Raw genomic sequence first — 14,418 nt, 5'->3', positions numbered from 1 at the left:
GAGGACCCCGCTGCCCCCACCCCCCACCCCTCGCAGGCTCGCGCCCGCCCCCCTCCCGGGCACCGCCCCGAGCGGAGCGAGGGGTGGGGAGGAGGGGGTCCTTCCACCCGCAGCGAGGCCACCTGTCCTCCACCGCAGTTGATCATGGGGTTGTTGCGCATCGACACGCCGCTGTCAGCGTGTCCTCCGGCAACAACCCCATGATCGACTCGGGAGGGAGGGTGTCCGGGAGGGAGGGTGTCCGGGACGCCGAGGCGGAGAACGGCGTCAGGAGGTGTGGTGCACCTCCTGACGCCGGTGCACCGGGGTGGGGATCCCCTCGTAGCGGGCCTTGAGCTGCAGCGCCAGGTAGAGCGAGTAGTGCCGCGACTGGTGCAGGTTGCCGCCGTGGAACCACAGCCCCTCCTGCCGGGTGGGCCTCCACATGTTGCGCTGCTCGCCCTCCCACGGGCCGGGGTCCTTGGTGGTGTCCGAGCCCAGGCCCCACACCTTGCCGACCCGGTCGGCGACCTCCGGGGAGATGAGGTCGGCCGCCCAGCCGTTCATCGACCCGTAGCCGGTGGCGTAGACCACCAGGTCGGCGGGCAGCTCGGTGCCGTCGGCGAGGACGACGGCGTCCTCGGTGAGGTGGTCGACCTGCCCGTGCGCCAGCTTGACCTCGCCGTCGGCCACCAGGTCGGCGGCGCCCACGTCGATGTAGTAGCCCGAGCCGCGGCGCAGGTACTTCATGAACAGCCCCGAGCCGTCGTCGCCCCAGTCGAGCCAGAAGCCGGCCTGCTCCATGCGGCGGTAGAAGTCGGCGTCGCGCTCCCTCATCTGCTCGTACAGCGGGATCTGGAACTCGTGCATGATCCGGTAGGGGATGGAGGCGAAGACGAGGTCGGCCTTCTCCGTGGTGACCCCGTTGGCCACCGCCTGCTCGCTGTAGAGCGCACCCAGCCCGATCTCCATGAGGCTGTCGCTCCGGACGATGTGCGTCGACGTGCGCTGCACCATGGTCACGTCGGCGCCGACCTCCCACAGCGCCCCGCAGATGTCGAAGGCGGAGTTGTTGCTGCCGATGACGACGACCTGCTTGCCCTTATACTCGTCGGGGCCCGGGTGCGCCGAGGAGTGGTGCTGCTCGCCGCGGAAGACGTCCTGACCCGGCAGCCGGGGGACGTTCGGCTTCCCCGACATGCCGGTCGCCAGCACCAGCTGCTTCGGGCGCAGGGTGAGCGGCTGCCCGTCGCGCTCGACCTCGACGGTCCACTCCTGCGTCTGCTCGTCGTAGGACGCCGACCGGGCCACCGTGCTGCCCCAGTAGGGGATCTCCATGACGTTCACGTAGGACTCGAGCCAGTCGGCGATCTTGTCCTTGGGCGAGAACACCGGCCAGTTGTCCGGGAACTCGAGGTACGGGAGGTGGTCGTACCAGACCGGGTCGTGCAGGCAGAGGGACTTGTAGCGGCTGCGCCACTGGTCGCCGGGCCGCGCGTACTTGTCGATGACCAGGGCAGGGACGCCGAGGTGCCGCAGGCGGGCGCCCAGCGCGATGCCGCCCTGCCCGCCGCCGATGACGAGCACGTACGGCTGGGTGGTGACGCCGAGGGTGGCCTCCTCCTCCTCGCGCCGCTCCCGCCACGTCGTGCGGTCCCGGTTGACCCCGTGCTCGGCGCCCATCGGCCGGCGCGGCCCGCGCGGCTCCTCGTGGTCCGTGAGCTCGTACAGGGTGGTGAGCAGGGTCCAGGCCCTGGTCTCGCCGTCCTCCTCGACCAGCCGGACCAGCCCGCGGCCGCGGCCGACGCCGGTCTCGAAGGTCAGCCAGGCGGTGGTGACGCCGTCGGCCTCCTCCGCGGGCTCCTCGACGGCGAACGACCGCGGGTCGGTGGCCTCGAGGGTGTTCTCCAGCAGGTCGCGGACGCCGTCGCGGCCCTCGACCGTGGTGATGTTCCAGGTGAACGCAACGAGGTCGCGCCAGAAGCTCGTGGCGGCGAACAGGCCGGCCGCGCGGTCGACGTCGCGGGCGGTGAGGGCGTCCCCGAACACGGTTACCCAGGCCTCGGCCCGGGCGGCAGGGGAGTCCGCGGGTGCGGCGGGGCGTTCGGCGGTCTGGGTCACGGCAGGACCTCCGGCGTCGTCGGGGAGGGGGAGGGAGCCAGCACACCCGCCGGTCGGCCGGCTCGGGAGGCGTTGCAGGGGGTTGCACGGCACGTGGATCGTGGGGAGGGTCTCACCCGAGGAGCTGCCGATGTCCAGCGCCGTGCACAGCGCCCTGCCGCCGGGCGCCGACCCGCGGGTGCACACCCGCCTGCTCGAGCGGGTGCGCGCGGCGGCGCTCAGTGGCGGCACCCCGCCGGCGGCGCCGCGCCCGGTGATCGGGGCCTCCTGGCGGCGGGTCCGGTGCAGCGGGCTGGACCCCGCGGACGCCCCCGACGTCCCACCGCTGGACGGCGCGGAGCTGGAGCGCCGGCGGGCCGAGAGCGGGCTGGCGCCGCTGCTGCCGCTGCTGCGGGAGCGGCTGCTGCCGGTGGCGCGGGACGCCGGGCAGGTCCTGGTCGTCGTCGACGCCTCCTGCCGGGTGCTGTGGCGCGAGGGCGGGCCGCAGGTGTGCCGGCGGGCCGACCGGCTGGGCTTCGTCGAGGGCTCCTCCTGGGACGAGCCCACCGTCGGCACCAACGCCATCGGCACCAGCGTCGTGATCGGCGTGCCGCTGCAGGTGCACGCCGCCGAGCACTACGCCGAGGGGCACCAGCCCTGGACCTGCGCCGCCGCTCCGCTGCACTCCCCGGTCACCGGGCGGCTGCTGGGCGCGGTGGACCTCTCCGGCCCGGCCTCCACCGTGCACCCCAGCACGATCGCGCTGGTGGACGCCGTCGCCCGGCTGGCCGAGCTGGAGCTGCGCAGCGCGCACGCCCGCCAGGTGGAGCGGCTGCGGGTGCTCGCCGCGCCGCTGCTGGCCCGGCTGTCCGGGCCGGCGCTGGTCGTCGGCGCCGACGGGTGCACCGCGGCCGCCACCGGCCTGGCCGCACCCGACCGCGTCGCGCTGCCCGAGGAGGTGCGCCCGGGCCCGGTGTGGGTGCCGGCGCTGGGCCGCTGCACCGTCGAGCCCCTGCCCGGGGGTTGGCTGCTGCGCCCGACCGACCCGGAGGACGCCGACCGGCCGGTCGGCGTCCTGCTCGACCTGGCCGGTTCCCGGCCGCAGCTGCGGGTGACCGGCCCGAGCGGGACATGGACGGCGGCGCTGAGCCCGCGGCACGCGGAGATCCTGCTGGCCCTCGCCGAGCACCCCGCGGGCCGTTCGGCCGCCGAGCTGGCCGGGGACCTCTTCGGCGACCCGGCCCGGACGGTCACCGTGCGCGCCGAGGTGTCCCGGCTGCGGCGCACCCTCGGGTCGGTGGTGCTGGCCCAGCCCTACCGGATCGGCGAGGACATCGCGGTCGAGGTGCGGACGCCGGTGCCGGCCGCCCGGCTGCTGCCGGCGTCGACCGCACCGCTGGTCGAGCGCCTGCGGGGTGGCCGGTCCGGCCCCTCCCGGAGCTGATCATGGGGTTGTCGCCGGCGGCCGCGGCGTGTCGAGCCGTGTCGGCGACAACAACCCCATGATCGACTGCGAAGGGAGAGGCGGGATCGACCCCCGCTCGTCGGCCCGGGCGGCGGCGGTCGGTCAGCCGGCGGGGCTCACCAGAGGGTCAGCGACCGGCGGAAGATGCCGGCCACGTCGTCCTCGGTGACGTCCTTGGGGGCGGTGGCCAGCAGCCGCTGCTGCTTCATCGTGCCCTCGACCAGGGCGGGGATGTCGCCCTCGTCGTAGCCGACCGCGCCGATGCCGCCGGGGATGTCGATGTCGCGCATGAGCGCGGTGAGCACCGTCGGCAGGAACTCCGCGGGGTCGTCGGTCTGCTCGGCCCGCGGGTCCAGCAGCCGCGCGGCGCGCAGGTGCCGCTCGGGGTCGGCGTCGAAGGTGAACCGGAAGGCCTCCGGCGCGGTCAGGGCGACCGACATGCCGTGCGGGACCATCGGCTCGTCGGCGGGGTAGTCCTTGGGGTGGAAGTCCTGCACCCGCCCGGCGATCGGGTAGGCGTTGGCGTGCGGGATGTGCACGCCGGCGTTGCCGAACCCCATCCCGGCGAAGGTCGCGGCCATGGCCATCCGCCCGCGGGCCTCGGTGTCCTCGCCGTCGCGGACCGCGGTGCGGAAGGATCCGGCCAGCAGCGACAGCGCCTTCTCCGACCACATGTCGGCGATCGGGTTGGCGCCGCAGTAGGGCACCCGCTCCTCCGGCCGCTTGCGCTCGAAGGTCGTGTACGGCCGGGCGGTGTAGCTCTCCAGCGCGTGGCAGAGGATGTCCATGCCCGAGGCCGCGGTCACCCCGGCCGGCTGGGTGCGGGTCAGCGCCGGGTCGATGACCGCCAGCGTGGGCCGCAGCCGGGCGTGGCTGATGCCGGTCTTCACCTTCTGCGCCAGCACGTCGAGCACGCAGATCGTGGTGCTCTCCGAGCCGGTGCCGGTCGTGGTCGGGACGGCGACCAGCGGGTGCAGCGGGTCGACCGGCGCCCGGCCCTCGCCGACCGGCTTGTTGACGTAGTCCATGAGCTCGCCGGGGTTGGTGGTGAGCAGGTTGACCGCCTTGGCGGTGTCGATGCTCGACCCGCCGCCCACGGCGACGATCGCGTCCCAGGGGCCGTGCTCGCGGGCCCAGTCGACCGCGGCCTGCAGGCTCTCGTCGGTGGGCTCGACGTGGGCGCCGTCGAAGACGTGCGCCTCGATGCCGAACCGGTCCATCTGGTCGGCCACCCGCTGCGGGTGACCGGTGGCGGCCACGCCGGGGTCGGTGACGACCAGCACCCGCCGCGCGCCGGTCTGGGCGAGGTCGTAGCCGATCTCGTCGGAGGCGCCGGTGCCGAACTTCAGGTGCGGCGCGCCGTAGGTGAAGACGCTCTCCGGGTGGGCGGGGGAGTGGAAGGCGGACACGGGTGCAGCCCCTCCTCGTTCGGCGCTGGACGGTCGGGTGCGGTCACCGGCGAGTCTGCTGCCGCCACGCGGCCGCAGTCCAGCGCAGCCGGACCCGCAGGGGAGGCGTGCCGGGACCGCGCGCTGGGAACACCAGCACCGTGACCTCTCCTGCTGCCGTGCCGCAGCGACCCCGGGTGCCGGTGCGCACCATCCTCGCCGTCATCGGCCTGCTGCTGGCCACCGCGCTGCTGGTCTACGTGGTGCTCGAGATCCGGCAGGTGCTGACCTGGATCGTGGTCGGCGCCTTCTTCGCCGTGGCGCTGTCCCCGGTCGTCGGGTGGGTGCAGCGGCGGCTGCTCGGCGGCCGGCGCCGCGCCCTGGCCACGTTCGGCGTCTTCCTGGTGGCCTTCCTCGTGCTGGCGGCGGTGATGGCCGCCTTCGCCGTCCCCCTGGTGCAGGAGGCGACCAGGCTCGCGACGCAGCTGCCCGACCAGATCGCGGCCGCCCAGGCCGGGCAGGGCCCGGTCGGAGGGCTGCTGGTGCGCACCCACGCGCTGCAGTGGATCCAGGACAACCAGGACCGGATCAGCTCCTTCGCCAGCAGCCTCACCGCACCGGCGGCCGGCGTCCTCTCCAGCGTGGCCACCGGCCTGGCCGGCCTGGTCACCGTCATCGTGCTGGCCTACCTCATGGTGCTGGAGGGCCCGAAGATCGTCGACGGCACGACCGCGCTGTTCGCCCCGGCCACCGCGGAGCGGATCCGCCGGGTCGGCGGCGACTGCGCCCGGTCGATCACCGGCTACATCTCGGGCAACCTGCTGATCAGCATCGTCTGCGGGACCCTCACCTTCGTCGTCCTGGAGGTCGCCGGCGTGCCCTACGCCGGGCTGATCGCGCTGTTCGTCGGCATCGCCGACCTCATCCCCCTGGTCGGCGCCACCATCGGCGGCGTCGTCGCGGTGCTGGCCGGCTTCCTGCACTCGGTCCCCGCCGGCATCGCCGTCCTGGTGTTCTTCGTGCTCTACCAGCAGCTGGAGAACCACCTGCTGCAGCCGCTGGTGTTCGCCCGCACCGTCAAGCTCAACCCGCTCACGGTGATCATCGCCATCCTGGTCGCCGTGGAGCTCATGGGCGTGCTCGGCGCGCTGCTGGCGATCCCGGTCGCCGGCATGATCCAGGTCGTCGTGCGCGACGTGTGGGACCACCGCCGCGGCCGGCCCAAGGAGGAGCCGACCGTGGGCGAGGACCGCACGCCCGCGCTGGACGCCGGCGAACGCGCCGTCCTGGAGCCCGAGGAGCGCCGGGCGCCCGCCTCCGGCTCCTCGGCGCGGCGCGGCTGACCGCCGCGCACCGCGGGGTTGCCGCGTGCGCGGGGCGTCCGGTGGGATCGAGACGCCCCCGGGCAGCCCAGGTCCGGGTCACCCCGACGAGGGAGGGCACTCCGCATGGACGTCATGACCACCGCCGCGCCGGAGACGGCCGGGCCGCTGACCCCCGCCGAACTCGACGCCGTCCACGCGTGGTGGCGGGCGGCGAACTACCTGTCGGTCGGCCAGATCTACCTGATGGGCAACCCCCTGCTGCGCGAACCGCTGCGGCCGGAGCACGTCAAGCCGCGGTTGCTCGGGCACTGGGGCACCACGCCGGGGCTGAACTTCGTCTACGCCCACCTCAACCGGGCCATCACCGCCCGGGACCTCGACGCCATGTACGTCATCGGCCCCGGGCACGGCGGGCCCGGTCTGGTGGCCGCGGCCTGGCTGGAGGGCACCTACTCCGAGGTCTACCCCGACGTGTCGCAGGACGCCGAGGGCATGCGCCGGCTGTTCACCCAGTTCTCCTTCCCCGGCGGCATCCCCAGCCACGTCGCGCCGGAGACCCCCGGCTCCATCCACGAGGGCGGCGAGCTCGGCTACGCCCTCTCGCACGCCTACGGCGCGGCCTTCGACAACCCCGACCTGGTGGTCGCCGCCGTCGTCGGGGACGGCGAGGCCGAGACCGGCCCGCTGGCCACCAGCTGGCACTCGAACAAGTTCCTCGACCCGGCCCGCGACGGCGCCGTCCTGCCGATCCTGCACCTCAACGGGTACAAGATCGCCAACCCCACGGTGCTGGCCCGCATCAGCCCCGAGGAGCTCACCGACCTCATGCGCGGCTACGGCTACACCCCCTACGTCGTCGAGGGCTCCGACCCCGCGGTCGTGCACCAGGAGTTCGCCGCGACGCTGGACCGCTGCCTGGACGAGATCGCCGACATCCAGCGGCGGGCCCGGGAGGACGGCGACCTGACGCGGCCGCACTGGCCGATGATCGTGCTGCGCACGCCCAAGGGCTGGACCGGCCCGAAGGAGGTCGACGGCGTCCCGGTCGAGGGCTCCTGGCGGTCGCACCAGGTGCCGTTCGCCAACGCCCGGGAGGACGACGACCACCGCCGGGTCCTCGAGGAGTGGCTGAAGAGCTACCGGCCGGAGGAGCTGTTCGACGCCGACGGTGCCCCGGTCGCCGGCGTCCGCGACCTGCACCCGGCCGGCCCCCGGCGGATGAGCGCCAACCCGCACGCCAACGGCGGGGTGCTGCTCAAGCCGCTGCGGATGCCGGACTTCCGCGACTACGCCGTCGAGGTCCCGGAGCCGGGCAGCGGCGCGGTCGAGGCCACCCGGGTGCTCGGCACGTTCCTGCGCGACGTCATGCGCCGCAACGCGACCCAGTTCCGGGTCTTCGCGCCCGACGAGAACAACTCCAACCGGCTGGGGGCGGTCCTGGAGGCCACCGACCGCACCTGGATGGCCGAGCTGCTGCCGACCGACGACCACCTCGCCCCGGACGGGCGGGTCATGGAGATCCTCTCGGAGCACACCTGCCAGGGCTGGCTGGAGGGGTACCTGCTCACCGGCCGGCACGGCTTCTTCTCCTGCTACGAGGCGTTCATCCACATCGTCGACTCGATGGTCAACCAGCACGCCAAGTGGCTGAAGACGACCAACGGGATCTCCTGGCGGCGGCCGATCGCGTCGTTGAACTACCTGCTCACCTCGCACGTGTGGCGGCAGGACCACAACGGCTTCTCCCACCAGGACCCGGGCTTCATCGACCACGTGGTCAACAAGAAGGCCGAGGTGATCCGGGTCTACCTGCCGCCGGACGCCAACACGCTGCTGTCGGTGGGCGACCACTGCCTGCGCAGCCGGCAGTACGTCAACGTCATCGTCGCCGGCAAGCAGCCGGCGCTGCAGTACCTCGGCATGGACGCCGCCATCGCCCACTGCACCAAGGGCATCGGCATCTGGGAGTGGGCCAGCAGCGACGCCGGCGCCGACCCCGACGTGGTCATGGCCTGCGCCGGCGACGTCCCGACGATGGAGACCCTGGCCGCGGTGGAGATCCTGCACGGGTACTTCCCCGACCTGCGCATCCGGGTGGTCAACGTCGTCGACCTGATGCGGCTGCAGGACGACCGCGAGCACCCGCACGGCCTGTCCGACGCCGACTTCGACTCCTACTTCACCACCGACCGGCCGGTGGTCTTCGCCTACCACGGCTACCCGTGGCTGATCCACCGGCTGACCTACCGGCGCGAGAACCACGCCAACATCCACGTCCGCGGGTACGTGGAGGAGGGGACCACCACCACGCCCTTCGACATGTGCGTGATGAACCGGATCGACCGCTTCCACCTGGCCGCCGACGTCATCGACCGGGTGCCGCGGCTGTCCCCGGCGGGCGGGCACGCCCGCGACCAGCTGCGCGACAAGGTCATCGAGCACCGGCAGTACGTGCGCACCCACGGCGAGGACCTGCCGGAGATCCGGGACTGGCAGTGGTCGGGGGCGGCCGGCCCGGTCGTCACCGGCAGCAACGAACCGCTGCACGAGCCCGAGGCCTGAAGAAGGACCCCCTCGCCCCCCGCCACTCGCCAGCTCGCGGCGGGACCCTGCGAGGGGGCCATCCTCAGGGTCGGTTCAGCTGTCGGTCGGCGGCTCGTCCTTGCCGGCTTCTTCGGCCGCGTCGGCCTCCTCCTTGGTCCGGTGCACCGCGCCGTCGGCGTGCTCCGGCGGGCCGTAGACGGTGTAGAGGACCAGCGGGTTGGGCCCGGTGTTGACGAAGTTGTGCTCGGTCCCCGCCGGGACGACGACCAGGTCGCCCTGCGCCACCTTCTTCTTGGCCCCGGCGATGCGCGCCTCCCCGGTGCCGCTGACGAAGGTGAGGATCTGGTCGATGTCCTCGTGGACCTCCTCGCCGATCTCGCCGTCCGGCGGGATGGTCATGACGACCAGCTGGGTGTTCTCGCCGGTCCACAGGACGCGGCGGAAGTCGGCGTACTTCTCGGCCTCGGTCGCGATGGTGTAGTGGATCACGGACGCCATCGGGTGCTCTCCTCTCGTCGGGCGGTGCGGGACGTGCGGCCGGGAGCCGGCAGGCCCTGGCGGACGACGGTCTCCCTGCCCGCCGCCGTGCACGGTTACTCGCGCCGCGGGGCGGGGTGATCACCTCCGGGTGAGCAGACTCACCACCCCGGCGCGGAAGAGACCCGCGTCCGGCGGTGTCGGTGTCGGGGTGATGCCGCCGACCGCTCCCCGTCCTCCGGCCCGCGCGTACACCGTCTGGCTGGTCGCGCTGGCCGCCTACGCGGTCGCCGTCTTCCACCGCGCCTCGCTCGGGGTGGCCGGGGTCGAGGCGCAGGAGCGGTTCGCCGCGAGCGCGTCGGCGGTCTCGTTGTTCGTCGTCCTGCAGCTGGTGGTCTACGCCGGCATGCAGGTGCCGGTCGGGGTGGCGCTGGACCGCTTCGGCTCCCGGCGGCTGATCCTGGCCGGGGCGCTGACCATGGCCGCCGGGCAGGCGGTGCTGGCGCTGGCCGGGGACGTGCCGACGGCGGTCGCCGCGCGCGTCCTGGTCGGCGCCGGCGACGCGATGACCTTCGTCAGCGTGCTGCGGGTCATCGGCTTCTGGTTCCCGGGGCCGACGGTGCCGATGATCACCCAGCTCACCGCCCAGATCGGCCAGGTCGGCCAGATCCTCGCCGCCTACCCGCTGGTGGCGCTGCTGCACGGCGCGTCCTGGGAGGTCACGTTCCTCGGCGCGGCCGCGGTCGGCGTCCTCGTCGCCGTCCTCGTGGTGGTCGGGCTGCGCGACGCCCCGGCCGGCACCGCGCCGGCTCCGCCCGCGGGGCTGGCGGACGTCCGGCGCAGCCTGGCGCTCACCTGGCGCGAGTCGGGCACCCGGATCGGGCTCTACACCCACCTGGTCACCCAGTTCTCCGGCACGGTCTTCACGCTGCTGTGGGGCTATCCGTTCCTCGTGGTCGGCGAGGGGCGCAGCCCGGCGACGGCCGCCGGCCTGCTCACCGTGCTGGTGGTCGTCGGGATGGGCGTCGGCCCGCTGCTCGGCCGGTTGTGCGGCCGCTGGCCGCTGCGCCGCTCGACGTTGGTGTTCACCGTCCTGGCCGCCACGGCCGGGATCTGGACCGTGGTCCTGCTCTGGCCCGGGCCGGCGCCGCTGCCGCTGCTGGTGCTGCTGGTGGTCGTCCTGGGCACCAATGGGCCCGGCTCGATGATCGGCTTCGACTTCGCCCGCACCTGGAACCCGGCCGAGCGGCAGGGCAGCGCCAGCGGCGTGGTCAACGTCGGCGGCTTCCTGGCCTCGCTGCTCACCGTCCTCGCTGTGGGCGCGGTGCTCGACCTGCTCACCCCGGGCCGGTCGACCGACTACTCGCTCGACGCCTTCCGCGCGGCGTTCGCCGTCCAGTACCTCTTCTGGGCGATCGGGCTCGTCGGCGTGCTGCGGCACCGCCGGCAGCTGCGTGCCCGGCTGGCGCGCGACGGCGTCGTGCTGGCGCCGCTGCACGTGGCCGTGAGCGCTCGGTTGCGCGGCGGCTCGGCGTACCGCTGACCACCCTCCCCTCACCGATCGTGATCGTTCCGGTACGGCGCGACGGACTACGCCGACCAGCCGGCGCGCCCCCGCGGTGGCGCGCCCGCGAAGCGCTTGCAAACCGGTTGGCCCGGGCATCCTTCGCACAGCTCAGCAGTGTCGCTCAGCAGGGCAAGAGCTGTTCGGGCGGCCGGCCGGTCGAGACCTGCGAGCACGGTCGCCCCTCGGGTCAGGAGGGAGACCCACGTGTTCCGACGCAGCGAGGTGGCGGCCCCCGACGGTTCCGGACCGGGCGACGGCCCGTCGTCCGTCGGCTCGCCCCGACGGCCCAACCTGGCCGGTGACCTCGACACCCTCCTCGAACCCCGCCCCCTGTTCCGCACCGCGCTGCGCGGCTACGACCGGCTCCAGGTGGACAACTACGTCTCCTGGGCCGAGGCCGAGCTCACGGCCACCCGGCGGGAGAACGACGACCTGCTCGCCCGGTACGGCACCGCGTCGGCGGAGCTGGAGATCTCCCGCCGGTTGCTGGCCACCTCGCCCGAGGGGCGCGAGCTGGTCCGGACCTCCGAGCGGGTCGGCGAGATCCTGCGCCTGGCCGCGGACGAGGCCGCGCAGCTGACCGAGGTCGGCGCCACCGAGGCCGAGCGCCTGCGCGGCGAGGCCCGGTCCGAGGCCGACACCCTGCTGCGGCGGGCGCGGGAGGTCGAGGGCACCGCGGTGGCCGAGGCGGAACGGCTGCGCGAGGAGGCCCAGCAGGTCCGCACGACGGCGGCCCAGGAGCTCGAGCAGGCCCGTGCCGAGGCCGACCGGCTGCTGACCGGGGCCGCGACCCAGCGCGACCGGCTCGCCGCCGAGGCCGCCGCCGAGCGGGAGCGCCTGGCCGCCGAGGCCGCCGCGCAGCGGTCCCGGGCGGCGGCCGAGGCGGCGCAGCGGCTGGCCGAGGAGGAGCAGCACGCCCTGGCCGAGCTGGCGCACACCCGGGCCACCCGGGTGGCCGCCGCGCAGGCCGAGGTCGAGGACCTGCAGCACCGGCGGGACGAGGCGCGCGCCGCGCTGCACCGGCTGACCGGCCAGCTCGACGACGCCCTCGGCGTGCTCTCCACCCTGCTCGTCGAGGAGGCCCGCCCCGGCCACGAGGACCCCGGTCGCGAGCAGCTCGCCTCCTGAGCCGGGCGCCGCGGCGCCCGGCTGCTGCCGCTCGCGGTGTCCTGGGGAGTGGCGGTGGTCCTCGCCGCGGTGGCGGTGTCCGTGTGGATCAGCGTCGGCGCCGCCCTCTCCGGCGGCGGTCTGCACCCCGAGGTGTTGCGCAGCGACCTGCGGTCGGTGACGCCGTTCACGGCCGTGCTCCTCGGCGTTCCGGCACTGCTCGCCCTCCTCGCGGGGCACACCGCCGCCCGGTCGACCCCGCCGGGGCAGCGCACGGCCTGGGGGTAGCGCCGGGGGGAGTCAGCCGCCCCGCAGCAGCTCCTCGAACGAGGGAACGGAGGCGAACGGGTCCACCGGCCGGCGCTGTGCCGGCCGGCCGGTGACCAGGTCGGCCAGCTCACCGGCCGCGCGCTCGACCCGCCGGGCCAGGGCCGGGTCGACGCCGTCGGCGCCGGCCCAGTCCTCCGGCGCGGCGAACACGCCGGTCGGGACGGGGACCGTCCGCAGGTGGGCGAACAGCGGCCGCATCGCGTGCTCGAGCACCAGCGAGTGCCGGGCGGTGCCGGCGGTGGCGCCCATGAGCACCGGCATGCCGGTGAGCGAGTCCTGGTCGAGGACGTCGACGAACGTCTTGAACAGGCCGCTGTAGGACGCCGAGAACACCGGGGTCACCGCGATCAGCCCGTCGGCGCCGACCACGGTGTCGATCGCGGCCCGCAACGTGTCGTTGGCGAACCCGGTGACCAGGTGGTCGGCCAGGTCGCGGGCGTGGGTGCGCAGCTCGACGACCTCGATGGTGGCGTCCTCGCCCCGCTCGCGCAGGGCGGAGACGGTCGCGGCGGCCAGCCGGTCGGCCAGCAGCCGGGTGGACGACGGTGTCGACAGCCCGGCGGTGACCACGGCGAGGGTCCGGGTGCTCATCGGACGACCGCCTCCCCGACGGCGGTCCGGTGGGCCGCCACGAGGGAGGTGTGGGTGGGCGCGTCGGGGACGTGCGCGGGCTTGGCTGCGGCGAACTCGCGGCGCAGCACCGGCACGACCTCCTCGCCCAGGATGTCCAGCTGCTCGAGCACGGTCTTCAGCGGCAGGCCGGCGTGGTCGACGAGGAACAGCTGCCGCTGGTAGTCGCCGACGTAGTCGCGGAAACCCAGGGTGCGCTCGATGACCTGCTGCGGGCTGCCCACGGTCAGCGGGGTCTGGGCGCTGAACTCCTCCAGCGAGGGGCCGTGGCCGTAGACCGGGGCGTTGTCGAAGTACAGCCGGAACTCGCGGACGGCGTCCTGCGAGTTCCGGCGCATGAACACCTGCCCGCCCAGGCCGACGATCGCCTGGTCGGCCGAGCCGTGGCCGTGGTGCTCGAAGCGGCGGCGGTAGAACTCCACCATCCGGGCGGTGTGCTCGGCCGGCCAGAAGATGTGGTTGGAGAAGAAGCCGTCGCCGTAGTAGGCGGCCTGCTCGGCGATCTGCGGGGAGCGGATCGAGCCGTGCCAGACGAACGGCGCCACGCCGTCCAGCGGGCGTGGGGTCGAGGTGAAGCCGGACAGCGGGGTGCGGAACCGGCCGGACCAGTCGACGACGTCCTCGTCCCACAGCCGGCGCAGCAGCGCGTAGTTCTCCACCGCCAGCGGGATGCCGTCGCGGATGTCCTGACCGAACCACGGGTAGACCGGGCCGGTGTTGCCGCGGCCCAGCATCAGGTCGACCCGGCCGCCGGCCAGGTGCTGCAGCATCGCGTAGTCCTCGGCGATCTTCACCGGGTCGTTGGTGGTGATCAGCGTGGTCGCCGTGGACAGCTGCAGCCGGGTGGTCTGCGCGGCGATGTAGGCCAGCGTGGTGGTCGGCGAGGAGGAGAAGAAGGGCGGGTTGTGGTGCTCGCCGAGGGCGAAGACGTCCAGCCCGACCTCCTCGGCCTTCTTCGCGATGGTGACCACCGCCTGGATCCGCTCCGCCTCGCTGGGCGTGCGGCCGGTGGTGGGGTCGGTCGTGATGTCGCTGACCGAGAAGACGCCGAACTGCATGTCCGCCTCCGGTTGTTGAGAGTACAACTACCTGCTCCAACCCCGCGGACCGCTCCGGTGTTCCCCCTGCGCTGCGAGGTGGCTCACGGGACGGGTGTGGCCACCGGGATTGTCACGGGCGGGTGACGGCACCTACGGTGGCCGGGTCCGGTCGGTCGCGCCGTCCCCACCCGGGGAGCCTGGCCGGACGCCGCCGAGTCGTGCCCGCACCGCGGGCGTGAGCCGGGGACCCACCGCAGTACCGGGGTGAATCCGCACCCCCGAGCGCCGCTCGGGGGTCCGGTAGGGCACCTTCCCGCCCGAACCCGTCAGCTAACTCGGTAGGCGGCCACGGAAGGAACGGAGAGCACCCGCATGCCCCGCCCACGGGCCCTCGCGGCTCGACGGGTTCCCCGGCCGCGCGCACCTCGCGCCTCCTCCCCGGCCCGCTGACCCGTCCCGACCGCGC

At 74.1% G+C, this 14,418-nt stretch carries 11 protein-coding genes and 1 riboswitch; of the genes, 6 read left to right on the top strand and 5 right to left on the bottom strand.

The window, feature by feature from the left end:
- Positions 1 to 267 precede the first annotated feature (267 nt).
- A complete protein-coding gene (locus DQ238_RS02810) occupies positions 268 to 2,100 on the bottom strand; it encodes an NAD(P)/FAD-dependent oxidoreductase (protein WP_113779780.1) in 1,833 nt (610 codons plus the stop codon).
- Between the two features lie 130 nt (positions 2,101 to 2,230).
- Between DQ238_RS02810 and DQ238_RS02805 the strand changes: the two genes are divergently transcribed.
- The gene (locus DQ238_RS02805) at positions 2,231 to 3,523 is read left to right on the top strand and encodes a GAF domain-containing protein (RefSeq protein WP_113779779.1); all 1,293 of its coding nucleotides are present in this window, start codon (positions 2,231 to 2,233) and stop codon (positions 3,521 to 3,523) included.
- A 137-nt stretch (positions 3,524 to 3,660) separates the two neighbouring features.
- On the opposite strand, the gene DQ238_RS02800 is transcribed toward DQ238_RS02805, so the two are convergent.
- Positions 3,661 to 4,953, bottom strand: coding sequence for a hydroxyacid-oxoacid transhydrogenase (locus DQ238_RS02800; RefSeq protein WP_113779778.1), 1,293 nt, complete (start codon positions 4,951 to 4,953; stop codon positions 3,661 to 3,663).
- Between the two features lie 158 nt (positions 4,954 to 5,111).
- Between DQ238_RS02800 and DQ238_RS02795 the strand changes: the two genes are divergently transcribed.
- Both DQ238_RS02795 and DQ238_RS02790 read left to right on the top strand, forming a co-directional pair.
- Positions 5,112 to 6,275, top strand: coding sequence for an AI-2E family transporter (locus tag DQ238_RS02795; RefSeq protein ID WP_233495658.1), 1,164 nt, complete (start codon positions 5,112 to 5,114; stop codon positions 6,273 to 6,275).
- Positions 6,276 to 6,380: 105 nt separating this feature from the next.
- On the top strand, positions 6,381 to 8,819 hold the full coding sequence (locus DQ238_RS02790; RefSeq protein ID WP_233495657.1) for a phosphoketolase: 2,439 nt from the start codon (positions 6,381 to 6,383) through the stop codon (positions 8,817 to 8,819).
- Positions 8,820 to 8,894: 75 nt separating this feature from the next.
- Here the strand turns inward: DQ238_RS02790 and DQ238_RS02785 are convergent, their stop codons facing one another.
- Positions 8,895 to 9,299, bottom strand: coding sequence for a cupin domain-containing protein (locus DQ238_RS02785; RefSeq protein WP_199506098.1), 405 nt, complete (start codon positions 9,297 to 9,299; stop codon positions 8,895 to 8,897).
- A gap of 130 nt (positions 9,300 to 9,429) precedes the next feature.
- On the opposite strand from DQ238_RS02785, the gene DQ238_RS02780 reads away from it, so the two are divergent.
- The 3 genes from DQ238_RS02780 (at position 9,430) to DQ238_RS02770 (ending at position 12,240) form a co-directional block, all read left to right on the top strand.
- Positions 9,430 to 10,821 (top strand): nitrate/nitrite transporter, encoded by a 1,392-nt coding sequence (locus DQ238_RS02780; protein ID WP_233495656.1) that lies wholly within the window; start codon positions 9,430 to 9,432, stop codon positions 10,819 to 10,821.
- A 228-nt stretch (positions 10,822 to 11,049) separates the two neighbouring features.
- Positions 11,050 to 11,973 (top strand): hypothetical protein, encoded by a 924-nt coding sequence (locus DQ238_RS02775; protein ID WP_113779776.1) that lies wholly within the window; start codon positions 11,050 to 11,052, stop codon positions 11,971 to 11,973.
- 54 nt (positions 11,974 to 12,027) lie between these two features.
- A complete protein-coding gene (locus tag DQ238_RS02770) occupies positions 12,028 to 12,240 on the top strand; it encodes a hypothetical protein (protein WP_147263001.1) in 213 nt (70 codons plus the stop codon).
- A gap of 12 nt (positions 12,241 to 12,252) precedes the next feature.
- On the opposite strand, the gene DQ238_RS02765 is transcribed toward DQ238_RS02770, so the two are convergent.
- Both DQ238_RS02765 and DQ238_RS02760 read right to left on the bottom strand, forming a co-directional pair.
- Positions 12,253 to 12,873 carry an FMN reductase gene (locus DQ238_RS02765; RefSeq protein ID WP_113779774.1) on the bottom strand — a complete coding sequence of 207 codons (621 nt, stop codon included), beginning with the start codon at positions 12,871 to 12,873 and terminating at the stop codon, positions 12,253 to 12,255.
- Positions 12,870 to 13,970 (bottom strand): LLM class flavin-dependent oxidoreductase, encoded by a 1,101-nt coding sequence (locus DQ238_RS02760; protein ID WP_113779773.1) that lies wholly within the window; start codon positions 13,968 to 13,970, stop codon positions 12,870 to 12,872. The genes DQ238_RS02765 and DQ238_RS02760 overlap by 4 nt, the downstream gene beginning before the upstream one ends.
- A gap of 181 nt (positions 13,971 to 14,151) precedes the next feature.
- Positions 14,152 to 14,312: riboswitch (cyclic di-AMP (ydaO/yuaA leader) on the top strand.
- The last annotated feature ends 106 nt before the right edge of the window (positions 14,313 to 14,418 follow it).

The organism is Geodermatophilus sp. TF02-6 (assembly GCF_003319115.1).
Taxonomy (GTDB): Bacteria; Actinomycetota; Actinomycetes; order Mycobacteriales; family Geodermatophilaceae; genus Geodermatophilus.
Note: the sequence above shows the minus strand (reverse complement) of the source record. Positions and strands in the feature narration are given on the sequence as shown.

What these genes read in the sequence shown, in the direction of transcription:
- DQ238_RS02785 (WP_199506098.1), bottom strand. Translation starts at nt 9,299, where the DNA reads ATGGCGTCCGTGATCCACTACACCATCGCGACCGAGGCCGAGAAGTAC.
- DQ238_RS02805 (WP_113779779.1), top strand. Translation starts at nt 2,231, where the DNA reads ATGTCCAGCGCCGTGCACAGCGCCCTGCCGCCGGGCGCCGACCCGCGG.
- DQ238_RS02765 (WP_113779774.1), bottom strand. Translation starts at nt 12,873, where the DNA reads ATGAGCACCCGGACCCTCGCCGTGGTCACCGCCGGGCTGTCGACACCG.
- DQ238_RS02790 (WP_233495657.1), top strand. Translation starts at nt 6,381, where the DNA reads ATGGACGTCATGACCACCGCCGCGCCGGAGACGGCCGGGCCGCTGACC.
- DQ238_RS02760 (WP_113779773.1), bottom strand. Translation starts at nt 13,970, where the DNA reads ATGCAGTTCGGCGTCTTCTCGGTCAGCGACATCACGACCGACCCCACC.